Genomic DNA, 26,507 nt, shown 5'->3' on the forward strand with positions numbered 1-26,507 from the left:
TACCACTTTTTCGTTTCCCACTCGATTCCGGTCACCAATAGCCTTCATTGGTTACCACTTTTTCGTTTCCCACTCGATTCCGGTCACCAATAGCCTTCATTGGTTACCACTTTTTCGTTTCCCACTCGATTCCGGTCACCAATAGCCTTCATTAGTTACCACTTTTTCGTTTCCCACTCGATTCCGGTCACCAATAACCTTCATTGGTTACCACTTTTTCGTTTTTTCCTCGACTTCGGTCACCAATAGCCTTCATTAGTTACCACTTTTTCGTCTCCCCCTCGATTCCGGTCACCAATAACCTTCATTGGTTACCACTTTTTCGTTTCCCCCTCGATTCCGGTCACCTATGGTCTTCATTGGTTACCACTTTTTCGTTTCCCACTCGATTTCGGTCACCAATAGCCTTTATGGAGCCTTTTCAAGTGTTCGAGAAGGACTTTTATCCCGACTACAGTCACTATACCCTCTATAAAACAGTTTCATATAAGGAAACACAACAGTTCAAGACAAAAGATAAAAAAAACGGACACCAAGTGCCCGTTTTATTTTTGTGCTGCCAACAGTTTATTCACTTTTTCAAGGTCTTCTAATGAATCGATTTCATAGCTGTCTTCTGGGTGAATCTCCTGAAGATAAACATTCAAGCCAACAAGGTTATTCTTGACGATTTCATCCCACCAGAATTCTTTAAAGTTGCCACCCGTAACGGCTTCTTCCAGTTTTCCGACAATGTACCTGCCATCTTCCTCAGACCAGTAGGAGACGCCGCAGAGAATGTACTCATGATCACCATCACCGACCTCAATATCCGTCACCTTATATTGATCGTCATAACGGATCATCCACTCCGCTTTAAAATCCGGCTTCCGCGCACTAAAATACATTGAGGTTGTTGGATTTTTCAACAAGAAATTATGATTCAAGTACACATCCGCATCAATTACATACGTATCATGGAGGTACTCCCTAACTAAATACATCGTGTACATATTGTTATAAATCTCGTATTTATCATTATGAACGAGCTTCACACCGTACTTCTCTTCTAAATACTCGAATTTTTCAGCTAAATAACCTGTAACCACAATGATTTCATCGACGCCAATTTCCTGTAAATACTCAACCTGTTTCTCAAGCATTGGTTTTCCGTTTACGACAGTTAGTGATTTAGGTGTTGTTAATGTTAATGGTCGTAATCTGGTACCCATTCCTGCTGCGAGTAAAATTGCTCTCATTTACGCTGCTCTCCTGCCTTTACGAATATTCATCCATTTTAGTTCTTCCGGGTTGGCAACCGTTAAAATGGAGCCAACTAAAATCATTATACTAAATATGACAGGCTTTGCGGTAATGGGCGTATCTAAAAGGAAAAAGCTTAAGAAAATCGCCCAAGCGGCGTACGAAATATTTAAGGCCATTGCCCGGGTAGGTCCTAAAGTGTAAATTGCTTTGTAATAGAACACATAGGAAGCCGTTCCCGACAAGGCAATTACCGCGATAAGAAAAAATTGGCTGCTCTTAAAGACTTCGCCAACAAGCGGATATGCCTTGAAAATGGGTAAAATCAAGACGGCGTAAGTAACAGCTGAAACCAATTGTCGAATTTGCAACGCCTGTTCAGGTGAAATTTCATCATCCTTCATTCCGTATGCCAGAATAACGCACTCCATGCCCCAGCCGAAAATACAAAATAGGATAAAGGTGAATCCAAGAATGTAACTAGGAGAGGGTTCCCCACCGGCAAAACCTAAAAGGAAAATGAATAGGATACTAATAAAAAGTCCAAACCAGTTTTTTATCGTTAATCGGTCCTTTAGGATGATGAACGCAAAGAACGCACCAATCGCTGGATAAACGGCCGAAATCGATGCGGACAACGATGCTCCCAAATATTTAACGGCAAGCACGTAACCGGTCATCCCAATCGGGCCGCCGAGAAGCGCACCTAACATCACAAACCGGCCACTTCTCGTTGTTAATTTTTTAAAAGGAACCGTAAATTCACCTCTTATCGTCATATAGAGCATCATCCACAAGCTTGATAACATATCGTGGAAAAATGTACTCACTAATGGGGCTAGAAAAATGACCGTTTCCGTCGAGATAAACAATGATTTTGATAACACCATTCCGATTAAGACCGTGTCGAGCGCCCAAGTAAACCCTGAACCTAAACCGAAGAAAATCCCTTTATTTTGTTTGAACATATGTCATCTCCCTGATTAAGTCATGGTTTAAATTCTTTCTACATCTTGCTAAGAGATCAGTTCCATAGGTGCCAAAGTCGTCACCCTTTGCCTCCTTGATAATTGTCCAAATGGTCCAAAGGAAATCTTGGAAAATTTTATTCATAATCATTCGTTGCTGAATTTCAAGTGGTACTTCATCTTCCTGCAAATAAAGCGTTAAAAATAATTCTTCTTCTTCCGGTGTAAACTCACTCTCCATTGCGTGCCAAGCAAGGTCCCACATCGGGTCATTCATACCACTATATTCCCAGTCAATGAAATAAAGTTTTTTCTCACCGCTTTTGACGATATTTTGTGGCAGGGCATCAATATGACATGGAGTAAGTTGAATATCCATCGCTTGGTAAATTTCCTTCAAAACCATTACTTGTTCCTTCACTTCGAAATAATGGTCATAGGGGTGACCGTTTGCTTCTTTCATCAACCGCTCGTACTCAACCATTTTTTCAAAAACATCAAAGCGATTGGCCATTTCCAATCCAGAAAAGTGCAAAATTCGAAAGTTGGCCGTTGTCAGCTCCATGATATCCTGTCGTTTTGTCATTTTAGGCGTCAGTGTTTCAGCCTCAGGAATCAATTCAGCAATTTTCACGCCCGTTTCTTCATTAAAATAAACCAACTCCGTATCAATACCCAGATTACTTGCAAGCGCCGCATTAAATTTTTCCTCTTTTCGATTAATCAATGATTCCGTCCCATTACCAGGAATCCTTAAGACAAACTCTTTGCCCTTTATGACTACTTTAAAATTTTTATTCGTCATGCCACCAAATGGCTGAATATCCTCAATGTCCTCATAGGCAATATCTAATGCATCCATCAGGTGGCTTTTAATCCAAATTTCTCTGAACTTTGCCTCCTTACGCTTTAGCATCGGATAGGTTTTTTCCGTGACTGTGGTATAGTGCTTCCAGCTGTCAATTTCGCCCCACATAAGATTATGCATTTTCAAGTAACCAATATTGTAGTGCCTTGAAATATCTAACAGCATATATTCATAATGCATGAATGGGTTCCGGTTATTTTGCCGGTACTCGCTGACCATTTTTGTATAAACTTCATAGGAAACCTTGCTGATTCCGATCATTTCGCCATCGACATAATTGAATTGGTGGATGTCCTTGGAAATTTTATGAAGATAGCCATTTTTGATTTCCACAAATGCCTCGTCCCCTGAACCGCTCTCATTGCTGATGAGAATACAGTCGCGCTGCGGATGCGAGAGGATTTCCCTTATTGCCCGCTCTTCAATTAGAATATCATCTTCAATCAACAAAAAGTCATTGGTGATATAGGGTTGTGCCGCCGCTAAAGAGGCCATCGAACCGGTCCATTTATATTTCTTATTTTCAACAAATGTTAGATGATTTAATTCAGGATATTCCTCGAACGCTTCAGGTTTGTAGCCAGTGACGATAACAATATCGTTGATACCATTTTCCTGCAAAATATCAAGATTTCTTTTTAACAATGTGACTCCATCAAAAGTCATTAAACCTGCTGGTTTGTTAAAATCTGTTCTTATGCCTGCAGCTAAAATCACAGCCTGTTTAATTTCTGACAACGATTCCTGATGAATATTAACCTTTTTATGATGGTATGCCTCAATGCCACTTTGCAGGAAATCGATTCCCTTTTGTGTTAAAAAATAGCTAATATTTCGTCCCTTTTTTTCACTAAATATATAGTCTCCAAACGTTAAATCATGGATAAGGTAATTAACCTTGCCAATTGAGATACCGCAAATCTCTGCCATTTTCTTTTGATTCAAGTTAGCATTTTTATTAATGGCCTCTAATAATTGAAATAAGTGTTGCTCCATAAGGGGGCCTCCTTCGATGTGTTCAAAATTTGAATGTGTTTTAATTGTAACGTAGCCTAGAAAATCTGTAAACAAAAAAGTATTCAATTGCGATTAGTATTTACCACAATCAGGAATAACCCTATTTTCGCAAAAAAAGACCGTGCATCAGAATGCACAGCCCTCTTCAAATCTTATTTATAAACAGAAATATCATAATACAAAGTATACGAGCTTAACGAATCGTAGATTTTTTTAATATTATTTACCTGCTTGACCGCCCAGCCGATATCGGTTGCATATTGATGGTATGGTGTAATTGGATTCCATCTCATTTTATAAAGGGTGTTCTGCGGTGTCGAAGCGTTAATATAGCCAGCTCCAATGAATTCTGCACCACCGATGATGGCTTGTTCCGGTGTAAACCAGCCCTTCTTATACGCGGTTTCGGCTCCGCAAGTTTCAGGACAGCTATCAATCGCACCAATACCATACATATTATAAACAGGTTTTGGTTCTACAGGTTTTCCATCAACCATACTGACAATAATTTTACCTGACGCAAGATTAGATTTACCATTTCCGGTTTCAAGTAAAGCGTGGGAAATAAGATAAACTTCATTCACATTATTTTGCTTACCTGCTTGAATGAACGCGTCTCCCATTTTATCCAAGGTCCCTTTTCCAGCGAGAATATTTTTATTTAAATCATCAGCAACTGTTCCAGCGCTTTTGTTTAATAATAGAAATTGGAAGTACTCTGCACTTGTTGGGCTGAAGTTGTTCGGATTTAAATAATAGGAAACATCTTCGGCTTTTGCATTTCGCCAAGTGCCATATTTAATTTCATACCAAGTTCCCACAGCAGAAACAATTTGTACCTGTGCATTTTGCTTCAATGTTCCATAAAGAAAGGAGTCAGCGTTCGTTTCCTCGCGAACATTTAGAGTAGCCGCGGTCACGACGCCTTTTGTAGGATCATTTGCATCTCGTAAAATAAAATCTGAGCTCACGAATGCTTTATTATTTTTATACTTATCCGTCTGCGGACTTTGTTTCATTTCGATATCAAGCATTTGCTGGAAGGTAAGGTTATAATTCGTTGTTGTGATTACTGGCCCGGTATTTAAAACTCCATTTTCGAAAAAATTATAAAGCTTGCCGTCGATAATCTGTTCGCCAGTCACCATTTTTCCATACCCATCAAAATAGTACCGTTTACTATCTAGCTTTAACCAGCCAATGACCATATCTCCATTATTACTCAAATAGTACGTTGAGCCTTTATCGGTCAGCCAACCCTTATAGGCAGCACCGTCGCTTCCAAAATAGTACCACTTGGCTTCAATCTGCTTCCAGCCACTGTCCTTTTGCATCACACCATCGGATCCGAAAAAGTATATTTGACCATCAACAGACTGCAAACCAGTCTGCATTTTCCCATCTGAACCAAAGTAATAATTATTACCATTTTCCGTTAACCAGCCGGTTTTTATAAAGCCATCCTCTGAAAAATAAAACTTATTAGTTCCTTCCACTAACCAGCCTTTATGGTTGCTACCATCTTGATCAAAATACATGGCAATGGAGCCATCGCGGAACCAGCCTATAATAGGAGCCGAGTTCAAAGCTCCTGAAGCGGCAAAAACGTACGGCTTTCCATCAATGTATTTTTGTCCTGTGACCATTGCACCGCTTGGGTTTAGGAAATACGTTAAGTTTTTATCTTGCACCCAGCCGGTCTTCATCGCTCCACTTGGATCAAGGAGATACCAGCTGTTTGCGTTGAATAACCAGCCTGTTTTCATTGCACCACTTGGCATAAGAAAATACCAGTTGTTTTTGTCCTTCAGCCAACCTGTTTTCATCACGCCACTTGGATCAAGGAAATACCAAATGTTATTTTCTTTCAGCCAGCCGGTTTTCATTGCACCACTTTTTTTATCTAGGAAGTACCAGCGATTTTTGTCTGAAAGCCAGCCGGTTTTCATCATACCGTTACTCCCTAGGAAATACCAGTTATTTTTATCAAGTACCCAGCCGGTTTTCATCACACCGTTACTTCCTAGAAAATACCAGTTATTTTTATCAAGTACCCAACCGGTAACTTTCTTTCCTGTTGAAGTTAAGTAGTACCAACTGTTATTCTGATACTTCCACGTATTGGTTCCAGCCGCAGTAACGCCAGATGCTGTCGAAGAGAACAACATCGTTGCCAAAACTAAAGCAGTGACACGTTTTTTCTTCAATATTTCTCCCCCCTGGATCATAATCTCTCTATGAAACTATTATTTTTATTATGAAAAAAATGCTTAAAGCCGAGGAAAAACATTAGGAATGCCGGTTTCTGAATGGATTATGTGGAAAATAAGCATTAAATGAGAACAGCAATGCAAATTCTACTATGATTATACTAAATTACCAGATTTCGAGATATGGGAAATAAAGTGAATTTCCCGTTGAAGAAAAGCGCTCTCGTTAGTTATTTAGCCACACACATTCTATGGCAAAACCTTAATTTTACCGTAAATAAATCGATCCTCCTGTTCCTAAAATTTATATGTACTCTCTTATTCTCTCATTTTGACACAATTTTTCAACCAAAAATTGAAAAATTTGTCGTTTTTAGTACTATTGTCATTTTTACACGAAAATTCACAATAAAAAACTATCATGAGCCTCAACTCCCAACCCAACCATGGAAATAAATTTAGAGAACAAGCCGTAGTCACCTAATAAAGGCGGTGAGAGCAGAGCTAGACTTCACATCTTTCGTCTAGTGAAATGGGTATTTCACTTTAACTGGTTAAAGTGATTCATTTTTGCGGCGCTCCGCCCCTTTTCCATACAAAAAGACGAACAGATGAGAATCTGTTCGCCTTAATATAGTAGAACTTCAACTTATTTAATCCAAGCTCCGTCCTTACCAAGCTTATAGCCGTTTACCGTTGTGTTAGCAGCCATTACGCCTGAACTATAGAGGTAATACCATTTGCCATTGACTTGCTTCCAGCCTGTGGCCATTGCACCATTGGCATTAAGGTAATACCACTTGCCTCCATCAAATAACCAACCAGTCGCCATTGCGCCTGATTTATTCAAGTAATACCAAGTATTTCCGTCTTTCACCCAACCAGTGGCCATTGCACCTGATTTAGTTAGGAAATACCATTTGTTACCGTCTTTCACCCAGCCGGTTTGCATTTTACCGTCTTTAGCAAGGAAGTACCATTTGCCCTTATCCTGTACCCAACCGGTAGTTTTTAGGTCCTTCGCATAGTAATACCATGAACCATTTTCGAAGCTCCAGCCGTTTTTCACTTCTGGTTTTGGATCCGGTTTTGGATCTGGTTTTGGATCTGGTTTTGGATCTGCATCCTTACGGTTAATGACAACTTCTTTAATCGTTTCATTTCCAGCAAAGTCAACAGCTCTTAGAACCACTTTATTTTCGCCTTCTGCTAATGAAACAGATACTTGACGATCCTTGTTATATGGAGCCAAGTAATCATTTGGACTGATAAAAGGTGTTTCAAACTCTTGATTTTCACCAATATAGAATTTTAGATAGCTGAAATTATCTTGAAGGTTAACTTTAAACGTTACTTTGTCCACATTCTTATCCACTCTGTCTGGTGCCGTAACATTGATAACTGGCTTTGTTTTATCTAAAAAGACTTTGCGTGAAATGGAGAATGTTTGGTTTGAATGGTCAGTTGCTTCGATGATTACATCAGCAAGACCATCATGATCAAAAGTAGTAGTCGTTTCAAATGCATAATTCCCTTTTTCATCCTTCGTAGTAGCTACTACTTTCCCATTAACTTTCAGCGATTTTAAGCCTAGATCCTCTGTTACAAATCCTTTAACAGGTATAACATAAGTGTTATATCCTGCATACGCCTCAGGACCAAAATTATCTAGATAAATTTTTGGCATCGTTACATCACCGATTGCTGCAGTGTCAGCTCCAAAGTTAGAAGCATAATCCCGAGCAACGACTTCAACAATAGCCTTTTTAGGTGCGTTTTCAATCTGATAAGATGTTGTATTGCCATCGACAGAAGCAGTAAGCACTCCATCTACGAAAATACTATACTGTTTAACGCCTGTTCCTTCTTCTACTGCACTCCAAGATACAATAGATTTAATAGGATCATAGGTTGCTGTCACTTTAGGAGCTGTCGTGTCAACATAAACCGGAATCTTCTTAGATTGCCACTGAGCACCCTTATAACCAATAACCGCCTTGATTTCGTAATAATACAAACCATCTTTAACCACTTGACCTTTTACTTTTCCGTCCCATACTCGGTCTGCCTTTTGACTCGCAGCTTCACCATTGCCGCCATCGTAGGCACTTTTAATCACTTGTGCTTCTGCTTTCATGCGGCGAAGGAAGTTGCCATCCTTGTCCAAGATATTAAATTGAGCTTCTTCGGCACCACGTAGGAAGGATGGAAGTACATTTATATTATCAAGCGCTCCATCTCCGTTCGGTGATAGCGGATAGAAAGTCTTACCTGGAACAGGAGCAAGGAAATCTTTATCATTATTAGTGAGCATATTGTGGGCATCTTTCCCATATTTCTTTATCGCCGTTAAATCATAATAAGCAGTTTCGCCAAGGTCTCTAAAACCATCTATAATTTGCGGGCGATCCCACTTACCATAGAATCCAACATATGGAATCGTTAAATTTGGTGTTTTTTCATCAGGGCCTACTAAATTAACGGAACCTTCAACGAAAATGTCTTCCTTAAGGTCTTGAGAGATTTTCTTTCCATCTTTATCAAAACCAGGAATTTTAGTACCTGTGAAATCTACTTTCACTGTAAAATCGACCGATTTTCCTGCTGGAACAGTAACCGTTTCCGGTGCTTCCACTTTCGCGCCTTCCAAATCACCTGTAGCAAGAGCGTTTAGATCTGATGCTCCTTCTTTGGCTTGTTGTTTAAAAGCATCTGTCAGGACGGTTGTGTTTACCTTATATTTTACATCTTTGTCTGAAACATTTTTTGCTGTGAAAGTCATTTCAAATTGTTTCTTTTGGAAATCTTTCAATTCTACTTTTGCTTCACCCGTTACTTTGTTTACAACGTATACTGGCGTTGTTACCGCTGAATGGGTTTGCATCATCCCAGCACCTTCACGGCGAGGTGAGTACGGATGACCATCTGCATCATTGATTACTTTTGCAGTGTTCATTAACAAGATTTTTGCTAGTTTTGTACGGTCAGCAACAGAAAGCTGGCTAAAACGCTTATCCCCTTGCAGGTATTGCTGAACTAAGGCTGCACCGCCAGCAACATGTGGCGTTGCCATCGAAGTACCGTTCTTTGAACCGTATTTATCATCGTTCAAAGTAGAATAAATACCTTGCCCTGGAGCTGTAATCTCTGGTTTCAACTCAAGGCTCGGCGTTGTTCCCCATGACGAGAAAGTAGTCATTTTACCTAGGGTAGGAGATTCTACTTTCGCTGATTGAACATTAAGAGTTTTATTACCTGCTGCAATCGCTGCTTCAAGTGCTGCACCATCCGCTGTTTCGATCATCATGAACGGAATTTCAAAACCGCCCTGACTATTCTGGAAAGGAGTCCCATTATTGTAGACGATGATTCCTGCTGCCCCTGCTTTAAAGGCATTTTTCGCTTTATCTGCAAATTGTACTGTTCCACGTGGGACAACGACAACTTTACCTTTTACATCTACACCTTGAAAGTCCTCTGGATAACCAAGCTTTCCGCCCAGACTTACAAGCTCTAACTTGCCACCCTTATCTGCAGCTAGCTTCGTCCAATCATCAGCTCCAAAACCATCACTCTTAAACGAGTCAAATCCTTCAAGAGAAAGAGCATGCTTATACAAAAAAGTTCCATTGATAGAAGCAGCAACAGAGAGAGCTTCAGGATTTACCGAAGGTGCCCCAACAGTTCCAATATCAGGGTTTTGTGCTAATGGGGTACCGTTCGTCAATCCATATCCGATATGACCTGAGTTTCCTGCAGCCACCGCACAAACGATACCGTTTTCCACAGCTCGTTGAATAGCCAGATCCTCAGCCGCATTTTCATTATAAAAAGAGGCAACATCACCAAGGCTCATATTTAACACGTCGGCGCCAAGTTTAATCGAGTCATCGATGGCGACAAGATAAACGTCAGACCACGTAGAACGGTAGTTCGGGTCATTACTAAATACCTTCATCGCCAGAACTTGTGATTCAGGTGCAACCCCTTTTATGCCACCATTTGTTTCGTCGCCATTGGCCGTTACTGTTCCAGCAACGTGCATCCCATGCATACTTGAAGTTAGGTCAATAATGGTATCATTTAAGTCATAATAGTTGTAGCCATATGGAACTTTATCAGTATAGAATCTCCCTTTTAGGCTATTATCTTTTACAATTTTGCTAACTTTATCGGTAGTCAAATCTTCCTTAGACTTGTCTGTTAATTTAAAATCACGGTGGGTATGGTCGATACCTGTATCAATGATAGATACAACCATTCCCTCGCCTCTAAATCCAGTGTCAGCCCATGTATCACGGGATTGGATAAAGTTATGGCTTGTCTTCATTTCCGGCAAAGCTTCAGGACGCAAATACTCATTAGCTAAGTAGACATTTTTCACACCGGCAACAGATTCAATTTTTGCCAGGTCACCATAGGCAACCTCACCACTGAAGCCATTAAAAGCCGTTGCAAACTGCATTTTATATTTAATGCTGACACCCTTCGCCTTAATTTTGTCTTTGACGGATTTTTGTTGGCTTTCTACTTTAGAAGTGAGCGCGGATTTTTTGTCTGCTGATAAATCTTTGTATAATTGACCTTGTTTTGTGGCGTACTCAAGGGGTGTTTGTCCATCTACCTCAACAATTACGCGAACCTTGTCAGTTGCTTTAAGATCTGCCTTTGTTTTAATTGTTTTTGAGTCTGTGACTGTAAGAGCATCCCTAGTTTCTAATTGCTTAATCTGTTTAATTTTCGATTCCAAATCACCAGGTTTATACGTTGCAGCTGAAGCTGATGAAACAAAACCTAGATTGGAAAATACAAGAGCTGATGCTAAAGCATATGTAGCAAATTTTCGATTTTTATTATCTTTCTTTTTACCCACTTACGAGTGCCCCCCTTTGGAAATGAATAGAATAATAGTCATACCTTTATGTTCTATTTTTGTCTAATTTCCTCCCTTTTTATTAGAAAAATCAGAATCATACAAATATTATAGTAGCCTTTTTACCTAGCGAAAGTCAATAGAATATTCAGATAGTTACGGTTGGAATTTTTGCAATTTTCAACATTCTCATTCAAACCTTGCACAAAAAGAACAGGAATCGATCATTTTTTTCCATTTTTATCTCTTAAACAAGTAAGGAAAAAGGCGAACAGTATACTATCTGTTCGCCTCCATATGACACGATATTTATTTTATCCAAGCTCCATCCTTGCCAAGCTTATAGCCGTTTACCGTTGTGTTAGCAGCCATTACGCCTGAACTATAGAGGTAATACCATTTGCCATTGACTTGCTTCCAGCCTGTGGCCATTGCACCATTGGCATTGAGGTAATACCACTTGCCTCCATCAAATAACCAACCAGTTGCCATTGCGCCTGATTTATTTAAGTAATACCAAGTCTTGCCGTCTTTTACCCAACCAGTCGCCATTGCACCTGATTTAGTTAGGTAATACCATTTGTTACCGTCTTTCACCCAGCCGGTTTGCATTTTGCCGTCTTTAGCAAGGAAGTACCATTTGCCCTTATCCTGTACCCAACCGGTTGTTTTTACATCTTTTGAATAATAGTACCATGAACCATTTTCAAGGCTCCAGCCGTTTTTCACTTCTGGCTTTGGATCTGGTTTTGGATCTGGTTTTGGATCTGGTTTTGGATCTGGTTTTGGATCAGCATCCTTACGGTTGATAACAATTTCTTTAACGGTTTCGTTACCGCCAAGGTCAGTAGCTTTCAAAGTAAATTTATTTTCGCCTTCTTTAAGCGGAAGAGTTACTTGATAATCCTTGTTTAATGGTTTTAATACATCCACAGGGCTTAGCAGTGGCACTTCGAACTCGTTATTATCATCAATATAGAACTTTAAGTAGTTGAAGTTATCTTGAAGATTTACATTCAAAGTAACTTTATCAACATTCTTGTCCACTCTTGCTGGTGGATTTACATTAATTACTGATTTCGTTGTGTCAATATAGACCTTGCGAGCAATCGAGATTACTTTGTTAGAGTGGTCAACAGCTTCTACTATTACATCAAATAGTCCATCTTTAACAAATTTAACCGTTGTTGAGAAGTTGTAACGACCAGCTTCGTCTTGCTTCAACTCAATTTCTTTTCCATTTACCTTTAATGATTTTAAACCAGTATCATCCGTTACAAATCCTTTAACAGGAACTTCAAATGAAGAATAAGCTCCCCATGGCTCTGGTGAATTTGGAACATAATTCCCTTTCTCATCTTTTGTACCATCACTAATAATGATTAGTGGAAGATCAACATCACCAATTGCAGAAGTATCATAGCCGTAGTTTCCAGCGTAGTCCCAAGCTACCACTTGGATGACTGCTTTTTCTGGTACTCCTTCAAGCGCATAAGAAGTAGTTTTTCCATCAACAGTAGCGACACGTTCTCCATTTACAAAAATCCAATATTCTTCCGTACCAGTTCCATTTTCAATTGTTTCCCAAGATACAACTGATTTGTCTGGATCATAGGTGGAGGTAACCTTAGGTGCAGTAGTGTCAACATAGACAGGCATTTTCTTGGATTGCCACTTAGCACCAGCATAGTCGATGACGGATTTGATTTCGTAGTAATACAAACCATCTTTAACGACTTGGCCCTTTATTTTTCCGTCCCATGTACGGTCTCCTTTTAGGGAGTATGGGTCAGCACTTCCACCATCAAAGGCATTTTTGTAAACATTTGACTCTGCTTTTACTCTACGAAGTTGATTTCCGTCTTTATCCAAAATATTAAATTGAACTTCTAGAGCATTTCTTAAGAATGAAGGCATCGGATTAAAGTTATCATTGTAATCATCCCCATTTGGCGAAAGAGCAAAGAAGTTCTTTTCAGGGACCGGTAAGAAATCAAATAATTCATTATCTGCCTTTGTTACTGCGTCTACCCCAAGATCAAAGTAACGAACCTCTCCAAGGGTTGAAAAGCCATCGATAATTTGCGGTTCATCCCAATTTCCGTAGAAGCCTACATATGGAGCAGTTAAGTTAGGGTTATTTTTATCCACCGCTTCTAATGTAACAGAGCCTTCAACGAAAATGTTCTTTCTTAAGTCTAATAGAGTCTTATTTTCATCTGCATCCAGACCAGGAATTTTTGCGTTGGAGAAATCGACTTTTACGGTAAAGTCCTCAGATTTCCCTGCTGGTACTGTTACCGTTTTAGGAGCATCAACTTTTGCACCTTCAAGGTTTCCGGCAATTAGAGCGTTATATTCAGGGTTATCTTTGCCATAATTTTGGATTGTATCTGTTAGTACATCAGTATTTACATTGTATGCTACAGACTTGTCTGAAATATTCTTCACTGTAAAGGTCATTTCAAATTGCTTCGTTTGGAAGTTCTTTAATTCTACCTTCGCATCGCCTGTTGCTTTGTTTACAAAGTATGCAGGTGTTGTCACAGCTGCATAGGTTTGCATCATTCCAGCACCTTGGCGACGAGGGGAAAACGGCTGACCATTTAAGTCATCAATCACTTTTGCCGTATTCATCAATAATACTTTTGCAAGATGAGACCGATCAGCTACAGAAAGATTTTTGAAACGAGCATCTGATTGCAAGTATTGCTGTACGAGGGCTGATCCGCCGGCAACATGTGGTGATGCCATCGAAGTACCGCTCATTACTCCGTATTTATTGTTATTAAATGTGGAATAAATATTTCCACCAGGAGCAGTAATTTCAGGCTTCAACTCCAGGCTTGGTGTTGTTCCCCAAGAAGTAAAGCTTGTCATCCGGCCCATTTCAGGACTTTCAGATTTTTTCAATTGAGACACATTAATTGTTGTTTGTCCTGCAGCAATCGCCTCATTAAGGGTTTGGCCTTCAGCTTTTGAAATTAACATGAATGGAACATCCCAACCACCTTGGTTGTCAAAAGGGAATCCATTTGTAGCATTCCAAACGATAATACCTGCTGCTCCAGCCGCAGCAGCATTTTTCGTTTTATCAGCGAAGGCTAAAGTTCCACGTGGTACCACAACGATTTTTCCTTTTACATCAAGGCCATTATAGTCTTCTGGAGCACCGAGTTTATTTCCAAGGCTGACTAGTTGAAGTTTACCAGCATTAGCAGCTGCAAGCTCGGTCCAATCGTCGATTCCTTTACCTACTGCCGTGAAGGATGTGTTGCCCTCTAACTGAATCGTATGCTGATACAAGTAAGCTTCATTACCAGAAGCAGCTACGGAAATACCGTCTGGATTTAAACTAGGAGCGCCAACTACTCCGATATCAGGGTTTTGGGCATATAGTTGTTCATGCCAGCCATCACCAATATGGTTAGAGTTCCCTGCGGACATCGCACAAACGATTCCGTTAGCAGTGGCTCTTTGAATGGCAAGGTCTTCTGCGTTATCCTTCTGGTAGAAAGCAGCTACATCACCAAGACTCATGTTTAGAACGTCTGCACCTAGCTTAATAGAATCATCGATTGCCGCAAGATAAACATCAGACCATGTCGATGGGTAGATTGGGTCATTACTAAATACTTTCATCGCAAGAACTTGTGCTTCAGGTGCGACCCCTTTAATGCCGCCATTCGCTTCGTCCCCGTTTGCTGCAACTGTGCCAGCTACGTGCATACCATGCATGCTAGCGCCAGGCCCTAAGTCAAGAATGATGTCGTTTTGATCATAATAGTTATAACCAAACGGAACTTTTTCTGTATAGAATTTTCCTTTTAGGCCCTTGTCAGCAACTGCTTGCGCAACTTCCTTTTTTGTTAAACCTTCTTTTGTATCGTCGGTTAATTTAAAGTCACGGTGGGATGGGTCTACACCCGTATCGATAACTGCTACCACCATACCTTCGCCTTTAAAACCAGCTTTTGTCCAAGTATCACGCGACTGAACGAACTGATGGCTCGTTTTCATATTTGGTTCTACTTTAGGACGATTATATTCGTTTGCTAAATAAACAGCTTTTACTCCTGCAACGGATTCAATTTTGTCAAGATCACCATAGGCAACCTCACCACTGAAACCGTTGAATGCTGTTGAATATTTCTGTTTATATTTAATACTTACGCCCTTAGCTGCAATTTTATCTTTAACAGACTTTTGCTGACCTTCTGTCTTGATGGAGAGTGAAGATTTTTTATCTTCTGATAATTCTTTGTATAGTTTCCCCTGATTTGTTGCATATTCAACAGGCGTTTCCCCGTCCACTTCAACAATGACACGAACCTTATCTGTCGCTTTAAGATCTGCTCTTGCACTTGTAGATGCAGTTTTTGTTTTAGCTTTAAAAGACTCCCTTGTTTGCTGTTGCTTTAACAGTTGAATCTTCGACTCTATATCCCCGGGCTTATAGGCAGCAGAAGTCGGAGTGACAAAACTGAAGTTTCCAAGCACAATAGCTGATGCTAATGCATATGTAAAAATTTTGCGCTTCTTATTACGGTTCTTTTTGCTCATTAAATCGTTTCCCCCCTATTAATATAGTAATAATATCCTGCTATTTTTCTTTTTTGATAATCCTCTTACCTTCTTAGTTGGAATAGTCGGAATATACAAATATAATAATATTCTTTTTCCAAACGAAAGGTCAATAGAATATTCGGAAAACGAAAGAAATATTTCCGCAATATTCGACAAAATTGGGATAATTCTTAAGAAACTCGCCTTACCATATCATAATAATTGGCAGTTCAGTAGGTATTTTTTCACAATAATCTAGTTTTTAATATTTATTGTAACTTTGTGACATTTAAGCTCTCCTTTTTGCTAGCCTTTTCAGGAGAAATTTCCCTTTTATTGACGTAAAAATGAACACTTTTCTTGTATAATTTGAAAAATATAATCCAATCTACCTATTTCCAAAGACACATTTTATTATTAAAGAATAATAGTCTTATTGTAAAAAAATAATAATCCAGTTTTTCTTGTTAATACACATTAATGGAGTTGTCGGCGCTATTTAACCATTATTGACGTATTTACTAATCGGATTTACATGGAGCCTGAAGCAGTCGACAATAAACGTCATTTCTCGGGAAATACCGCCTTTGTTTTGCCTTTTATTTGTGTTTCTAAAAATTAAACTCGATGCAAAAAAAACAACCTAAAAAAGAGGCTGCCGTAATCGAACGGTAACCTCTTTAACATCCTATTTTAATTTACTCTGCAGCCTGAATAAGCTCCACTTTTTCCATCTGTCGTTTTAACCGTCTTTGGTGCATTTTTTCGAGCGTAAACAGGATCAAATGGACAACTAATATGGCTAAGGCAAATAGTTCTACTGCGTATTCGACATAATACCATGACAATGTGGCTGTTATATCATAGAGTGCGTGAACAAGCACTGTCACCCATAGATTTCGTGTCCATAATAAAATGACTCCAAATAATAGCCCCATGTTGGCAAAACTGACGATGGAGCCAATTTTGATGGACCATGGTTGTTCCGCGTCTAACGTATGATCGATGCCGAACAGAATGGAAGTGAGAAACAGTGCCGCCATCAGGAAGATGTCTGTTCGACCGCTCTCCCATCGGCGTCGGAAAATCTTTTTAAAAATTACCAGGAATAGAACGATATAGGCCAGCCGCCAAACCTCTTCTAAACCAGCAAGTGTGTCGGCAAATAAATCGTAGCCAACTAAATCTACTTTTTCAAAAAAGGTCCCAATCGGTTCGGCTGAAGGACCTTCATTTCCGGCATCATACGCCTGAATATCAGCATAGTCCTGAACGTATTGATCATAATCATCACTAAAGTCCTGAAACACGTAGGTTGAATAAATATTGATCACTGTACTTCCGAGGACAAAGATCAGAAAGGCACCTGTGAATTGAAGCGATAGCTGCCGTTTTGTTTTCGGTTTGTCCTGCGGACTGCCGAGCCGCCGGTAAAGCCTCCAGCCGATAAAAAAGGATGACACCATAAGGGCATCATATAAGGTGCTAGCCATGGTGCTATATCGTGCCAAATAGAGAAGAAGCTCCGCCCCAACGGTCACTAGGATGATGGCAAAAAGCAGCTTTTTTGACATCGGTTTGGTTAAATTTGTTGTCATCTCGTCATTCCCTGCCTTTAAGTTTCGTCTACTTACCTAAAAGATTTACCGCTAGTATCCCGAATCCGTTTAATAACAGCAGGAAAAGGAAACAGCAAAGTGTCCACTTCCATTTTCTTGTCACGGTTTTGTCTCCTTTTTTATAAGAATGTAATAGTAATAATTTAACATATCGATAGCATTCTATCATCAAAATTTTCTTTCAATTCCTACTTCCTTTAAGAATGCAACGATTAATGCTGAAAAAAAAACAAAAGATCTTAAATAATGAATCATCGTTCCCTCCCTATTTTATTTAACATACTAAATAGACAACTTTCGGACTATTTTCATAGGATTACGTTATTATTTACAAAATTTAACTTACAATTTATACTTTATTATATAAAAATTTACAGTTAGAAGCTGTAAGAATAGGGGATCGGATAAATGAAGCGTCTTCTTGCATTAATACTTTTGATAGTGGTGCTCTTTGTTTTATCAGCAACAAATCCTGACCGCTCGGAATATATCGAATGGATTAATCACAAGACGATGGATCAATCATCAAATCTTTTACAAAAAGGCATTCTTTCACTTGCCGGGAAATCTATCTTTGATGCAGGAACAACAAAAAAAGATTACTTTCTTTTCTCCATTTACAAAACGGACTTTTCGGATGTAGGAATGGGAAAAGTCACGACAATTGGGGTTTTTAATCAATTTATCCCGCTGTCAAGCAATGAAAAATGATTGAAAAAGGCCAGTCACACGGACTGGTCTTTTCCTTTTATTCAACTTTTTCAACCTGGAAGACCGGTACACGTAGCTGTTCACCGGTGTCAGTGGTTATGTTCGTGTAACTATTGAACGTTCCGATAACTTTATAATTCGTATAAATGGTAAAATTAGTCTGTCCCTTTAACAATAAATACGTTTTCTCCCATTGTCCGCTACTATAGTTATAGGATTCTGATAACGTCACCAAGGCCTCACCATTAACTTTCGAAGCCGCATAGGCTGTGAAACGGACCTTTTTCCCCATGTATTTCGTAATATCGCCAATTTCGATATCGACATAATCTACTTTTATGTTTGTAAATTGATATTTTCCGTCATTGTCCAACTCATAGTAGGCTGGTTGACCCGCACCGGATCCGGTCGGATTATCGACTAATAAAACATTCTTTGCTTCAATGGTTAGATTATCTGCCTCGACATCCAAGTTTTTCACCATTGACCCAGAGCGAACTTCATAAGCCAGATAATGATGCTTCCGTTCCGATGATTTCGCCTCCATATAGATAACGGGATTGTCGGATTTGCTCAAATTGCTTTGGAAATCTAGCTTTTTAATGGCCTGTAACCCCTGTAAGCTCCCCTCCGTTACCGCCATCGCCTCTTCACCCTTAAGCTTGCCAAAGAAAATTCCACCATCCTTGGAGACGGCCGCAACCACACTGTCTGCTCCCCATTTGTTCTTAGCGTTCACAACGTTAGCGAATTCTTTTCCAGGATATAATCGCTGCAGCACACGAATCGGTTCATATTTATCCCAGGCCAGATTAGCATTGGCGATAAATTGGTCAGTATTTTCTAATGGTTTAAGTGCTTCATAGATGCTGATGGCATCGGCAAATTTATTGCCAGCGGTGAGATTCTTCGCTTTAGCGAGTAAATCATTCTTCGATTTTTCGATAAATGGAAATACCTTAGCAGAGGCCAGATTCGCCGACAGTTTTTTGATACTGTTTGCCTGCTCAGCAAAGGTGGCAAAATCATTTTTGCCCAATGCCGAGGTTAGGACCTTGAGCAAATGCGAATCAAGGGTTTCCTTGAGCCCGCTAGTAGCAATTGAAAACTTTTCTAGCATACCGAATTGGCGAAGGCCCTCGGCCACTAGATCGACAACTGGAGCATTGGCCGCTGTCATTGCATTGATTTTTCCAGCGTAATACGTTTGGAAACTAGATTGAATTTCTTTTGTTCTAGTAGCAGGGTCACTGCCGTAATATTCGCTAGGAATCTTTTTCATTGTAGTAAAAATCTCTTCTTCATCCGAACTGCTATTTGCCGTATTATTTTGCAATTTCGCTAGATTTGTTTTCTTAATCGTTGAAAAATACGATTCCATATCTTGGTCAAGCTTCGTCAACATGACCATCTCTTCATACATACGCTTTTGAATGCTGGTGCCTGACACCCATTTTTTCCGGCTTTGCTGCCAACGCTCGTACATATCAACGAGTTTGTCGAGGTCTTTTTTCTCATAATAATCGGTAGCTTTTTCATCTAAATCTTCCATGACTTCACGGATTGGTGACAGAATTGAGAGCTTTAGATTGATGTCTTTATTGTGGTCCGTAACTGAAAAATTCAGTTTGGCATCTCGGAATTTCCTTTCTGCGGCGACTAATTCCCCGGACTGAAATAATTTCATCGCTTCTTTATAGGTGGCGAGTTTTTCATGAGCCAACATGATTTTGCCACCAACAAGCACGAGTAGAAAAATCAGAAGTAGCAAGAAAAAATTTCGCGACATACTTACTTTTTTATAAACAGTCAGCTTCAACATGGATTTATGTCCTTTCTACGAAACAAACCGCTTGAAATCAGGATCGTAATGGTACTTCATCGCCACCAACCGTTTTGTCTTTTCCTCAAGACTCCCCCACTCGACATCTGGATTAGCATAGACAATATTGCATAGCCTCAAGAACCGCTCCTTTGGAAAGTAGTCAAGGAATTCTTCGATAAACCCAGAAAATTCAAGGATATACAGCTTCATTCTCAGTGCCGTACCGGCGACAGAAATGAGCGAATCCATCCCGAAATCAATAACAACAGCATCACGATAATGGATAAAGTAAGCAATACACTTTTTCGTGATCAAGGTTCGGTTAATTTTTAACACTTCGAGCGCATATTTCACAAAATCCTTATCATAGGATGAGGGTATAAGCTCTTCCAACTCAAGCTCCATGTCACTCCTCAGGGCAATTTCATTTAAGACCATGACGCGGCGGATTTTCACCTGATCATTATCAATAAAGTCGCTAATCTCACGCAGCTTTTCATAGGCGGGTACGAGCCGGTCCAGTTTGACATCCTCTTTGGCAAGGTCGCTGTCGAACTGGATGCCTGCTTGAATTTTTTTAAAATCCACTCTAAGTAGTTTTTTTAGCTGAATGAAATATTCACTTTTCATGAAGATCGATGTCAGTAGCACATAACTGATAACAAAAATGACTCCAGCGATTAAGGAGTAATACAGTGCTTTAACTGTAGGAGCGGCAACGATACCAATAAAGACAATAATTAAAATCCAGATTGCTTCCGTTAATAATCGATTTTTAAAAATAGATTTCACAAGACTTTCGATTCCAACAAAGCCTGAAGCGCATTTCGGACAATTCTCATCCTTAAGGACGGAATAGCGATTACATTTTTTGCACATCTTCAGCTTTTGGAAGCGGAATTGCGTTCGCTTTTTCTTGGAAAACCGGACAGCTTGTTTAGCCAATGGAATCACCTTCATTTAGCATGATGACTAATTCATCATCAATATCTTCGAAGTGGCCACTGCTGCGTTTATTTTTAAATAATTTATAGATTTTCCAGATTAGAATCAAAACTAGTGTACTAGTAAATACAATGCTATACATTCTACTTCCCCTTTTTCGGTTCAAATAATAGCCAAATTATTTTATAGATTTACCATTAAAGATATTATAGTAGTAATATTTTGATATTTCCAGATTATAATTGTTTGGGAATATTATTACAGCAATGGTAAAATGGAATTATAATGCAAAAAAAATGTAGGTATTACTCGAATTGGAAATCGACAGTGGGGGTTGCACACAGATGTTTAAAAAATGGATTAGTAGTTTTATCTTGATTACTTTCTTATTCTTAAATAGTAGCTCTTATATTGTACGCGCTGCAAGTCCGTTAAATTCCACATCCCGAATTGAAGGAATGCTGGTCGTCGATGTCAGTAACTCAATGAAAAGTAGCGATCCAAACAATATCAGTAATGAAGCTATGAAGATGTTTATTGATATGGCCTCCTTAAAAGGAGATAAAATTGGTGCCATCGCTTACGCCGATGAAGTGATGCGTGAAAAGGCACTTGTTAAAATTCAGTCCGAACAGGATAAACAGGATTTGAAAGAATTCATCGACTCAGTAGAGAAGTACTCCTATACCGATTTATCAACCGGAGTTAAGGAAGCCGTCAAGGTGCTCGATTCAAGCCATGAACAAGGTTACTTCCCGTTAATTGTGCTGCTTGCAGATGGAAACAATGAGCTCGATCCAAAGAAAGCCAAATCCGGCAAACAAGCTGACGAGGATCTCGCCAAAGCCGTTGCCGACGCACAAGCCAAAGGCTATCCGATTTATACGATTGGCTTGAACGCTGATGGCAAGCTGAACAAAGAAGTTCTGACGAATGTTGCCAAGAGCACCCACGGAAAATTCTTTGAAGCAAGCTCTGCTGATAAGCTGCCGGCGATTCTCAGTGAAATTTTTGCCAACCATTTAAAGTTAAAAATAGTGCCTGTAAACCAAGTTGTTGGAAACGGTCAATACCAGGATATCAAACTAAATGTCCCTAATGATAATGTACTCGAAGCCAATATTTCACTGATTTCCAGCCAGCCGGTTGAGGTGAAGCTCCTCGATCCTTCCGGCAAAGAACTGGCGATTCCTTCAGACCAGGTACTGCTGTCCAAATCGAAGACGTACTCGATGGTCAAATTGATGAAACCGGTCCAAGGCGATTGGACGCTGAATGTCAAAGGGGTTCCAAAGGATAAAATCGATATTAATCTTGTCTTCAACTATGACCTGCAGCTGAAGCTAGGCCCGCTCGCCAAGCAGACCTACAATGCAGGTGAAACAGTCAAAATAGCGGCATTTTTTGAGGATAACGGTACAGTCATTACCGATACAAACATCTATAAATCAATGAAATCTACTCTTTTCGTCAAAGACCTCGACAAGGGGAAAACAGAGGAAGTCAGCTTAACAGCCGAGGATAAAGGCTTTACGGGTCAGTTTAAGCTTGGGAACTCTTCCGGATACGAGGTGGTTGTGAAGGCCGAGGATAATAGCTTTTTCCGTGAGACACAGCCACAGAAGCTTACAATAAAAAAGGCGGCAGCGGCACCTGTGAATGCGAAACCAAATACTACGGAAACAGAAAACCCCTTCCCATGGCTGTATGTCGGGCTTGGTGTAATTGGGGCCCTCCTTGTAGCTGCCCTTGCCTACCTTCTTTTTAGAAAAATGAAAGAGAAGAACCGCGGCTTTAGCGGCCAAATCGTTGTCGAAATTAAGGATGAGGATACAGGAGAGCGCACGAACCCGCAATTCAAAAAATTAAAAGGCTTTAAAGGGAAGATCCGCCTCCATCAACTGCTGTCGCTAGCACCAGAGTTCACTGAAACGGAACAAATCATTTTTAAGCCGGCTTCAGGTGATACCTTGCTGCTGGTCAATAACTCCGAATGCACGATTGAAAAAGGCGGCCGGGCAATCGACGCCAAAAATGGTCGTGAGGTAAAGCGAAACGACCGCTTACGGATTGTGTTAAAAAAGGTTAATAAATCTATTTACATTGAGTATATCAGTTAACTTGATTACCATGAGCAACTTGATCAGTCGCTGGAGTTAGATAGGTGTCAGGCACCACCTTTGAGGCCTGACACCGAAAATAGAATCCTAACCACGCTATTTTTCGTCTATATATTTATTAGTACTAATCAGCTAGGGAGGAATTTTTGCATGAAAGCAAGTGTAAGAGAGCATATTTCGCAATTGGATGTTTCCTTAGGCGGCGGCATAATTTCGGAGAAAATCCGCGTTGATACAATTGACAATCCGATGCTCGTCATCGGCCTTGGCGGCACCGGAATTGATGCCTTATTAAGGCTAAAGTACCAAGTAAATCGCCGCTTCAAACTTCCGCAGGATCCGTTATCGAAAAAGAAAAAGGAAAAGCCGAATAATATTGAGTTTTTAGCGTTCGAAACGAATGAATATGACCGCAATAAAAAATACAAAGGCATAGGCCTCGACCCGAACAAAGAATTTGTTCTCCTTTCTAACCCGGAAATCGGCGGTCTTTTGCAAAATCGCAGTACAATTGAGCCGTACATAAAGGAATGGCTGTCCCCTGAACTATTAATTACCGACGGCATCAGTGGTGCTTCCGGCGTTCGTCAGGCTGGACGCTTGCTTCTGTTTACAAAAATCAATCAAGTCGTGCAAACGATTGAACGAAAAATCGAATCCGTTCTTGAAGGAACGAATAAACGGCTCTATGTCTTCATATTAACAGGACTGTCCGGCGGAACCGGCAGCGGCTGTTATCTCGATATTTCCTATATCACCCGCGGAATCATGGAACGGAAATTTGGGCCAACCGGTGTCGACAAAGTCAGTATACTTGGCTATCTATTTACACCAGATGTGAATTTATCAAAACGAGGCCTAAGCTCGCACACTGTTGAATACATTGAGAAAAATGGCTATGCAGCATTAAAAGAGCTTGATTACTGGATGAACTGTGATGAACGCAATGAGCGGTTCAAAATGCGATACGGCAGCCTGTTAGATGTCAATTCACCAATGCCACCGTTTAATCTCTGTCATTTAATCTCGGGGACAAACCTCGAAGGTAAATGGCTAGAAAACGCTTATGATTACTGCATGAATGTCACCGCTGAGAATATCACCAATTTCATGGCCAATGAAGAAAAGCAATCGGGCGAAGAATTTGCCATCCACGACTATATCAGTAATATCCGCACTAATATTGCGCAAATGCCCAAGCCATACGCCGCCAACTACCAATACAACATTATCGGGGCCTCGATGGCGGAGATTCCGCTTGAAGAAATGACCACCTATATCGGCTATAAGCTGTTTGAAAAAATGAACACGATGTTTGATGCGGGTCCCGATCAAACGGAAGTAGAGCAATTTATGGAAAAGCTAAGGATTGATCCAGATTCTGTTCATCAGCGTTTTAATGAGCGCGTGCCTGAAGCCTTATCTGGCTTTGAGAATAGCGACCGCTTCTCCTATAACAACGTGATTAAAACTTCTGTTATCAATCTTGATGAAGAATTAGAAAGGGAATTTTTGCTTAAAGCAAAGGAACAATACCGCAAATGCAAGAAACAGCTTCCTGGGGAGATTATGGAAGAGTTCCGCCGCCACCTTGAGCGGTTGTTCCTGCATCCGAATAAAGGTCCCATCTTTGCATCACGCTTGATACACTCCAATGAAGGTTTTTGCCTACTAAAAACCTTACAAGCTTATATAGAAGGACTCCGTGACCGCTTAGAACGGCTGCCAAAAGCGATTTCTACGGAGCAGGAGTATGCCTTGAATCGGCTGGAGGATGCTAGAAGCGCATTTATTTCTAAAGAGAAGAAAAAGAACGCCTATGTTGAAGCAAAGCTAACTGAGTATTATGCCCGGGCTGAAAAAGCGCGTAGCGAAGAAATGATTGAATTTTATGAGGACCTATACCAGCTACTCAATAACCAGAATAACAAGATTTATGAAGTGTATAAGGAAATTTTAGAGACACTGAAGAGTATTTTTGAAAAGAATGCCGATATTCTTGTCGATGGCGAGGAAATCAAGAAGGACAATAACGTCACCTATTATTGGCACTTAGTCAGTGTCCCGGATGTCGCCCGCGAAATCCAGCGGCTATTTGATTCCAAAGATGGTGAAATATTGGTTCAGCAATGGTCGGAAATGCTCCTCGAAAAATCGACCTATTGGGTAAAAGAATCCGATATCGATATCGTTGGCACGGTTTCCGAATTCCTGACCGACCAGTTCGGCGATTTGATTACCAAATCCATGGAGGACTTTTTACGCTTAAAATACGGCGATGACCAACCAATTGACAAGATTATTGAAGATAAGATTGCCGCACGACTAGACCGTGATGCCCTGCCCGTTTTCCATCTGGCTAACAGCAATGGGCAGCTGCACTTCCCGCAATGGGGCTTTGTGTCCGTACCAGTGAAGGCACCAAATATTTTCAATGGTATTAAAAATTTCGAGCGCCATTCATTGAGCCATTCTCGCTTCACGATTAAGGAAAGTGAACTAAAAAACCGCATCTTCTGGTTAAACACCAAGAACGGGATTCCTTTGTTTGCCTATTCACCGCTGTCGATTTACGAAACAGCTTATGAAAAAACAATTTTAGAAAAAGAAGGTGTTGGCCGCCATCTTGTCCAAACGAATCAAGAAAACTGGGCCTACCTTCCTTCACCAATTCCGGAAAAATCTTGGGGAGATACGTACCAAAACGAGCGTGTTAAACAGTATAATGCCGGTGTCCGTGCCCTGTTTGAGCAAGCGAAGGAATTCGGCTGCATTACAGAGAAGAATGCCGATCAAAATACAAGCGCGCGGTTTCAGTGCCATTTTACCAACGACTTGAATATGGGCTTGCTGTTTGCGAAGCATGAAGTAGATCCAAAGAAATTAGATAAAGCGAGCCTGGGAAACCTGAAACAAGTGCTCCGTCAGTTAAAAGAGTTGTTTTCTGGAGGCATGGAATCCACTAGTTCCAGTGATATTTTTGGGAGTACTAATGTGGAATTAGCGAAAGAAAACTTTATCCGCTCACCTAAGCTGATTGAAAAAGTGAAATTGGAAGTAAGAAAATATAGTTACATTCAAGAAAAGATGGCCGAGATTGAGAAATATATGGAATCACAACAGGAAAAAGAAATTTCCCTAAATCAATTTATTCAGGCCGTTTACACGAAAACGATTCGTAAGCGCGGTGCTCTTTATGTTTATGATAAAGAGCTTGAGGAAGATGCCTGGGAACCGTTTGTCAACCTGATGAGGACAACGAAGTTTGTTGATTTCGAGATCTATCAAACGTTTAAAGCATTGAGCCCGAAACAGATGGATCAGCTTGAAAAAAAATCGGAACGACGTAGCAATGATCTTATCAATCAAGAAAGCGCGGCGGAGCTCATTACTGTTTTACAGGAAATGGCCGCCACCTATCAGAAGGAAAAGGAAGACCTTGATTACGACTACAAGGATTTGGCTAATGGCGAAGAATTGTACCTCTTCTATAAGGAACTGATGATCAAGGTTAGCGAAATGCTGCGGCAGTTAAAATCATAG

Annotated in this window: 13 protein-coding genes; 3 read left to right on the top strand and 10 right to left on the bottom strand. The window is 40.2% G+C overall.

The window, feature by feature from the left end; all coding sequences use genetic code 11:
* Positions 1-545 precede the first annotated feature (545 nt).
* The 7 genes from RTR43_RS22405 to RTR43_RS22435 all read right to left on the bottom strand — a co-directional run bounded on the left by RTR43_RS22405 (position 546) and on the right by RTR43_RS22435 (position 17,342).
* Complete coding sequence (locus RTR43_RS22405; RefSeq protein WP_312475458.1) at positions 546-1,238, bottom strand: sugar phosphate nucleotidyltransferase; 693 nt, start codon at positions 1,236-1,238, stop codon at positions 546-548.
* The gene (locus tag RTR43_RS22410) at positions 1,239-2,210 is read right to left on the bottom strand and encodes a DMT family transporter (RefSeq protein ID WP_312475460.1); all 972 of its coding nucleotides are present in this window, start codon (positions 2,208-2,210) and stop codon (positions 1,239-1,241) included. It abuts the gene before it with no gap.
* Positions 2,194-4,074 carry an NTP transferase domain-containing protein gene (locus RTR43_RS22415; RefSeq protein ID WP_312475462.1) on the bottom strand — a complete coding sequence of 627 codons (1,881 nt, stop codon included), beginning with the start codon at positions 4,072-4,074 and terminating at the stop codon, positions 2,194-2,196. The genes RTR43_RS22410 and RTR43_RS22415 overlap by 17 nt, the downstream gene beginning before the upstream one ends.
* Before the next feature lie 173 nt (positions 4,075-4,247).
* Positions 4,248-6,302 (bottom strand): glucosaminidase domain-containing protein, encoded by a 2,055-nt coding sequence (locus RTR43_RS22420; protein WP_312475464.1) that lies wholly within the window; start codon positions 6,300-6,302, stop codon positions 4,248-4,250.
* Between the two features lie 652 nt (positions 6,303-6,954).
* Positions 6,955-11,178, bottom strand: coding sequence for a S8 family serine peptidase (locus RTR43_RS22425; protein ID WP_312475467.1), 4,224 nt, complete (start codon positions 11,176-11,178; stop codon positions 6,955-6,957).
* 309 nt (positions 11,179-11,487) lie between these two features.
* Positions 11,488-15,741, bottom strand: a complete 4,254-nt coding sequence (locus tag RTR43_RS22430; protein ID WP_312475469.1) for a S8 family serine peptidase — start codon at positions 15,739-15,741, stop codon at positions 11,488-11,490.
* A 701-nt stretch (positions 15,742-16,442) separates the two neighbouring features.
* Complete coding sequence (locus RTR43_RS22435; RefSeq protein ID WP_312475470.1) at positions 16,443-17,342, bottom strand: CPBP family glutamic-type intramembrane protease; 900 nt, start codon at positions 17,340-17,342, stop codon at positions 16,443-16,445.
* A gap of 429 nt (positions 17,343-17,771) precedes the next feature.
* Between RTR43_RS22435 and RTR43_RS22440 the strand changes: the two genes are divergently transcribed.
* Positions 17,772-18,074, top strand: coding sequence for a DUF4359 domain-containing protein (locus tag RTR43_RS22440; RefSeq protein WP_312475473.1), 303 nt, complete (start codon positions 17,772-17,774; stop codon positions 18,072-18,074).
* Positions 18,075-18,111: 37 nt separating this feature from the next.
* On the opposite strand, the gene RTR43_RS22445 is transcribed toward RTR43_RS22440, so the two are convergent.
* Genes RTR43_RS22445 through RTR43_RS22455 form a run of 3 tightly spaced genes read right to left on the bottom strand, consistent with a single transcriptional unit; the run spans position 18,112 to position 20,986 of the window.
* Positions 18,112-19,896, bottom strand: coding sequence for a hypothetical protein (locus tag RTR43_RS22445; RefSeq protein WP_312475475.1), 1,785 nt, complete (start codon positions 19,894-19,896; stop codon positions 18,112-18,114).
* Positions 19,897-19,911: 15 nt separating this feature from the next.
* Positions 19,912-20,844, bottom strand: a complete 933-nt coding sequence (locus RTR43_RS22450; RefSeq protein WP_312475477.1) for a hypothetical protein — start codon at positions 20,842-20,844, stop codon at positions 19,912-19,914.
* Positions 20,837-20,986, bottom strand: coding sequence for a hypothetical protein (locus RTR43_RS22455; protein WP_312475480.1), 150 nt, complete (start codon positions 20,984-20,986; stop codon positions 20,837-20,839). Before RTR43_RS22455 ends, RTR43_RS22450 begins: the two co-directional genes overlap by 8 nt.
* Positions 20,987-21,188: 202 nt before the next feature.
* On the opposite strand from RTR43_RS22455, the gene RTR43_RS22460 reads away from it, so the two are divergent.
* Together RTR43_RS22460 and RTR43_RS22465 are read left to right on the top strand one after the other, a co-directional pair.
* Positions 21,189-22,964, top strand: a complete 1,776-nt coding sequence (locus RTR43_RS22460) for a vWA domain-containing protein (protein WP_312475483.1) — start codon at positions 21,189-21,191, stop codon at positions 22,962-22,964.
* Between the two features lie 150 nt (positions 22,965-23,114).
* Positions 23,115-26,507: a tubulin-like doman-containing protein gene (locus tag RTR43_RS22465; RefSeq protein ID WP_312475485.1), complete on the top strand. Its 3,393-nt coding sequence runs from the start codon at positions 23,115-23,117 to the stop codon at positions 26,505-26,507.

Source organism: Neobacillus sp. (genome assembly GCF_031988165.1).
GTDB classification, from domain to species: Bacteria; Bacillota; Bacilli; order Bacillales; family Cytobacillaceae; genus Neobacillus; species Neobacillus rhizosphaerae.

Bases quoted from the DNA above. Each gene is read 5' to 3' on its own strand.
- RTR43_RS22405 (WP_312475458.1), bottom strand. From the start codon at position 1,238: ATGAGAGCAATTTTACTCGCAGCAGGAATGGGTACCAGATTACGACCA.
- RTR43_RS22455 (WP_312475480.1), bottom strand. From the start codon at position 20,986: ATGTATAGCATTGTATTTACTAGTACACTAGTTTTGATTCTAATCTGG.
- RTR43_RS22460 (WP_312475483.1), top strand. From the start codon at position 21,189: ATGTTTAAAAAATGGATTAGTAGTTTTATCTTGATTACTTTCTTATTC.
- RTR43_RS22435 (WP_312475470.1), bottom strand. From the start codon at position 17,342: ATGACAACAAATTTAACCAAACCGATGTCAAAAAAGCTGCTTTTTGCC.
- RTR43_RS22410 (WP_312475460.1), bottom strand. From the start codon at position 2,210: ATGTTCAAACAAAATAAAGGGATTTTCTTCGGTTTAGGTTCAGGGTTT.
- RTR43_RS22415 (WP_312475462.1), bottom strand. From the start codon at position 4,074: ATGGAGCAACACTTATTTCAATTATTAGAGGCCATTAATAAAAATGCT.
- RTR43_RS22445 (WP_312475475.1), bottom strand. From the start codon at position 19,896: ATGTTGAAGCTGACTGTTTATAAAAAAGTAAGTATGTCGCGAAATTTT.
- RTR43_RS22440 (WP_312475473.1), top strand. From the start codon at position 17,772: ATGAAGCGTCTTCTTGCATTAATACTTTTGATAGTGGTGCTCTTTGTT.
- RTR43_RS22430 (WP_312475469.1), bottom strand. From the start codon at position 15,741: ATGAGCAAAAAGAACCGTAATAAGAAGCGCAAAATTTTTACATATGCA.
- RTR43_RS22465 (WP_312475485.1), top strand. From the start codon at position 23,115: ATGAAAGCAAGTGTAAGAGAGCATATTTCGCAATTGGATGTTTCCTTA.